The organism is Ralstonia sp. TCR112, assembly GCF_007997035.1.
GTDB lineage: Bacteria > Pseudomonadota > Gammaproteobacteria > Burkholderiales > Burkholderiaceae > Ralstonia > Ralstonia edaphi.
The window spans coordinates 1-4,319 of record NZ_VOSS01000135.1; the positions used below are offsets into that span (position 1 = coordinate 1).

General features: G+C 69.1%; 5 protein-coding genes. 1 reads left to right on the forward strand and 4 read right to left on the reverse strand.

Annotation, left to right across the window (positions count from 1 at the left end; translation table 11 throughout):
* The 3 genes from FUT88_RS23860 to FUT88_RS23870 all read right to left on the reverse strand — a co-directional run.
* Nucleotides 1–1,080: MFS transporter (locus tag FUT88_RS23860; RefSeq protein ID WP_147218912.1), on the reverse strand; the 1,080-nt coding region annotated here is incomplete at its 3' end.
* Nucleotides 1,081–1,135: 55 nt separating this feature from the next.
* Complete coding sequence (locus FUT88_RS23865; protein ID WP_147218592.1) at nt 1,136–1,510, reverse strand: 5-carboxymethyl-2-hydroxymuconate Delta-isomerase; 375 nt, start codon at nt 1,508–1,510, stop codon at nt 1,136–1,138.
* A 71-nt stretch (nt 1,511–1,581) separates the two neighbouring features.
* The gene (locus tag FUT88_RS23870) at nt 1,582–2,640 is read right to left on the reverse strand and encodes a polysaccharide deacetylase family protein (protein WP_147218594.1); all 1,059 of its coding nucleotides are present in this window, start codon (nt 2,638–2,640) and stop codon (nt 1,582–1,584) included.
* A 106-nt stretch (nt 2,641–2,746) separates the two neighbouring features.
* Here FUT88_RS23870 and FUT88_RS23875 point away from each other — a divergent pair, with 106 nt between their 5' ends.
* On the forward strand, nt 2,747–3,652 hold the full coding sequence (locus FUT88_RS23875; protein ID WP_147218914.1) for a LysR family transcriptional regulator: 906 nt from the start codon (nt 2,747–2,749) through the stop codon (nt 3,650–3,652).
* Between the two features lie 42 nt (nt 3,653–3,694).
* Here FUT88_RS23875 and FUT88_RS23880 read toward each other — a convergent pair.
* The coding region (locus tag FUT88_RS23880; RefSeq protein WP_147218916.1) for a CBS domain-containing protein at nt 3,695–4,319 on the reverse strand (625 nt) is incomplete at its 5' end.

The following is a 4,319-nucleotide window of genomic DNA, read 5'->3' on the forward strand; positions in this document are numbered from 1 at the left end:
GGCGGGCACGAGCTGGTCGACGGTCAATGCGCTCACACAAAAGCCCGCACCGGCCACCAGCGCGCACGCGCCGACCAGCGTGCCCCAGTTGCGCCGCCTGTCGGCCTGCCGCGCCACCAGGTTCATGGCCACCATGGCCACCGCATACGGCACGGCACTCAACCACCCGACCGTGACGGTGCTGGCGATGCCGGCGGCGCGAATCACGCTCGGCAGCCAGAAGCTCACGCCATACAGGCCCGCCAGCAGCAGGAAATAGATCAGCGCAAACAGCAGGACCGTGCCGTTGAGGATGTCCGACGCGCGATGCAGCGGCGCCTGCGCCGGTGCGGCCTGCGCGAGATCCGCCTCCAGACGCGCCAGTGCATCGGCATTGAGCCAGCGCACTTCGCGCGGCCGGCTCGGCAAGAGGAAGAACACCAGCACGCCCACCAGCGCCGAGGGCAGCCCTTCGAGCACGAACATCCAGCGCCAGCCGGCGTGCCCGAGCTGCCCGTCGAATGCCGCCAGGATCCATCCCGACAACGGACCGCCCACGATGCCTGCCACGGCCGTGGCACTCATGAACAGCGTGGTCATGCGGCCGCGCCGGTGCGCCGGAAACCAGTACGTGAGATACAGCACGATGCCGGGAAAGAAGCCCGCTTCCGCCACGCCCAGGAGGAAACGCAGCACGTAAAACCCGGTCGTGCTCTGCACCCAGCCCATGGCCGCCGACAGCAGCCCCCACGACACCATGATCCGTGCGATCCAGGCGCGCGCCCCCAGCCGATGCAGCAGCAGGTTGCTCGGCACCTCGAAGAAGAAATAGCCGACGAAGAAGATGCCCGCGCCGAGCCCGTAGGCGGTGGCGCTCAGGCTCAGGTCGGCCGCCATCTGCAGCTTGGCGGTGCCGATGTTGACGCGGTCGAGGTAGGCCAACACCTGGGCCAGCAGCAGGATCGGCATCAGCCGCCAGGCGATGCGGCGGTAGATGGCGTCGAGTGCCGGATCGTCCGGCGTGGTGCGGGGCAGTGCGGGTGGCGTGGCGGCGGCAGGCGCAGGCTGCGCCAGCGCACCGGCGTGCGGGTGCGGGTTCATGTGGTCTCCTTGGGTGTTGTTGTGTGTGTTGCGGGGTGCGGTGCTGACTGACGGGCTAGGCGGGCGCCCGCGAGTCGGTCTTCTGGTACAGCGTCCGGTCGAGCGTTTCCACCAGCACGCAGCATTGCCACCAGGCGCCGGCGTCTGCGCGGGCGGCAATGGCATCGCGCAGAACGTCGTGGATCGTCGCGGCCATGTCGCGCTGCATCTGGGCGGGGCGCGGGTTGGTCAGCACCAGGCGGGCGACGACGAACTGCGCTTGGGCGTCGTCACCGGCAAGAAACGTCTCGGCGATGTGCACGCGGCTCTTGAGGTCGGTCAGCCGCGCGCTGCCGCGGTCGGCCAACTGCTGGTGGATCGTGCGCAACAGCGCGGGAAAGTCCAGGCGGCGTGCCAACGGCTCGGTCGCTTCGATCACGATATGCGGCATGGCAGTGCGTGCAGAGAGTGGGTAGGCGAGCAGCCGGGCGGCGGGCATGCAGCGCCGCCGCCGGGCCGACGTCAGATGGTTTCAGCCTCGCGCACGCTCAGCGGGCTCGCGGCCGTGTAGCGGGCGATCTCGTCCTTGCGCAGGAAGGCCACGCCGGGATGCTGCTTGGCGTAGCGGAGGAAGGCGTCCCATGCGCGCACCATCTGCGGCGTGCCGCTGATGCGGTCGTGCGCGCTGATCGACATCATGCGGCGGCGCGAGCCGGCTTCTTCGTAGAGCTGGTCGAAGTCGAGCTTGATCTGCTCGAGGAAGGCCGACGGCGAGTAGTTGCGGCCTTCGATCAGCAGGATGTCGTTGTTGCGCAGCGTGTAGGGCACGACCACGAAGTCGCGGCCGTTGACCTGTTCGATGAAGGGCTCGTCGCGGCTCAGGTCGTCGATGTGATACAGGTAGCCCAGCTCCTGCAGCAGCGACAGCGTGTTGGGGCCGCGTCGCAGCCAGTTGCAGTTGTAGCCCACGGGGCGCTGGCCCGTCACCGCCTCGACCATCGTCATGGCTTCGCTCAGGAAGGCGCGTTCCTGGGCGCGCGTCATGGCGTATTGCGAACTCCAGCGCGGGCCGTGCCCGGCGGCCTCGTGGCCGCGTGCGACGATCTCGCGCGCGAGTTCAGGGTGGCGCTGCGCCGCCTCGCCGATCATGTGCGAGGTCACCTTCACGCCGTGCCGGTCCCACAGATCGAGCATGCGCGGAATGCCCTCGCGGTAACCGTAGGCAAACCACGTGTTGGTGGCCGGGTCGGACGGCATGCTGGCCGGAAAGTCGATCTTGGGGAATGGGCTGTCGGTGCCTTTGGGCGGCTGGCCGCCGGCTTCGAACTGCATCGAGATGGAAATGACGAGGCGGATGCCGTCTGGCCAGAACTGGCCTGCGCTGGGCGCGCCCGCAGCCGCTGGGCCGCTGGCCCGCGGTGCTTGCGCGGCGGCGTTGCCGGCCAGCAGCGCGCCGGCAGCCAGGGCGCTTGCCCCGGCGCCTGCACGGCTGAGAAACGTGCGGCGACCAGCGTGCGGCCGGGCGGCAGCGGTGTCGACGCGAGCGTCGGTGGAGGGCGGGGTATCAGGCAGTCGGGTCATGGCGCAAGCGCGAACGTGAAAGACCGGGGCATGCTAGCCTTCGCGAAATCGCGGAAATACCGCTGCCAATAGGAAACATCCTTTCCGAAACACGAAGAATTGCCCCATGCTCGACAACCTGCCCGCGCTCATTTCGTTTGCCCGTATCGTTTCCGCCGGCAGCCTGTCGGGCGCGGCGCGCGAGATGGATTTGCCGCTGTCCGTCATCAGCAAGCGCCTGGCGCAGCTCGAAGCCGCCCTGGGCGTACGCCTGATCCAGCGCACCACGCGCCGTCAGACGCTGACCGAAGAGGGCGTGCTGTTCCACAGCCGCGTGGTGCGCATCCTCGATGAAATCGAACAGGCCGAGTCGCTGCTGATGCAGCGTCGCCAGGCCGTGAGCGGCCTGCTGCGCGTGACGGCGCCGGGCCAGCTCGGGCGACGGCGCATTGCGCCCATCGTGGCGGCGTTTCAGCGCGAGCATCCGCAACTGAGCGTGCAGCTGGAACTGACCGACGCCGTGGTCGACCTGATCGACAGCGGTTACGACATGGCCATCCGCTTCGGCGCGCTGACCGATTCGACGCTGATCGCGCGGCCGCTGGCGCCGAACTTCCGGGTGCTATGTGCCTCGCCGGCATACGTTGCCGAGCATGGTGCGCCGGTGCATCCGGCAGACCTGGTGCAGCATCGGTGCATCCTCATCGGTGATCAGCGCCGCGCGGACTGGCGCTTCAGCGGCGGCGGCGAAGAGCACACCGTGCGCGTGACCGCCTCCATCGTCACCAACGACGGCGAAGCCGCGCATACGCTGGCCGCCGAGGGCGCGGGCATTGCCGTCAAATCCATCTGGGACGTGGGCGACGATCTGCTGGCGGGGCGCCTGGTGCGCGTGCTGCCGGGGCACTCCGTGTCGGCGGCACCGCTGCACGCGATCTATCCGCACAGCCAGCACCTTGCGCCGCGCGTGCGCGTGTTTGTCGACTACGTTCGGGACCGGCTGCAGCAGGACTGGCGCTGGGATGCGCTGTGACTGCGGGGCCGGCGCACTTGGCGCGCCGGATGTGCTGATGCGTCAGGCCGCCTGCGGCTCGATGTTCGCCTGACGGTACAGCCCGCCCACCAAGTCGGATTCGGTAACGATGCCAGCCAGCCGGCCGTCGGCATCCAGCACCGGAATGTGGTGGTGGCCGGCGCTGGCAAACATCGGCACCAGATCCGACATGGGCGCGTCTGCCGCGATGGTCTGCACGCGCGTCTTCATGTGGTCGGCCACGCGCGGCGGCGTGAGCGCGCCGATGCTGAACCAGCGGCGCAGCGTCTGGCGCATGTCTGCGGGCGCCAGGCCGAGCAGGTCGACACGCGTGACGATGCCCACCACGCGCCTGCCTTCGTCCACGACCGGCAACGCCTTGAAGCCATGCTGACGCAGCAGTTGCAGCGCGCGCGGGATCGATGTGCCGGCCGACACCGTGACGACCGGCGTGGTCATGATGTCGGCGCAGGTCAGCGCCTGGAACGTGCGCGTGTAGGCTTGCAGCTGCATCTCGCGCAGCACGGCTTCAATGTCTTCGGGGTCGATGTCCAGCAGTTCGCTCTGGCGGCGCAGCGCGGCGACGATGTCGCGCGGGTGAAGCCGCCGCGGTGGGCGGGCGTCGGCAGCGGGCAGGCGCTGCGCGTGCGGATACCGGTGGCCGGTG

Coding starts and splice junctions, on each gene's coding strand:
- FUT88_RS23875 (WP_147218914.1), top strand. CDS start 2,747: ATGCTCGACAACCTGCCCGCGCTCATTTCGTTTGCCCGTATCGTTTCC.
- FUT88_RS23865 (WP_147218592.1), bottom strand. CDS start 1,510: ATGCCGCATATCGTGATCGAAGCGACCGAGCCGTTGGCACGCCGCCTG.
- FUT88_RS23870 (WP_147218594.1), bottom strand. CDS start 2,640: ATGACCCGACTGCCTGATACCCCGCCCTCCACCGACGCTCGCGTCGAC.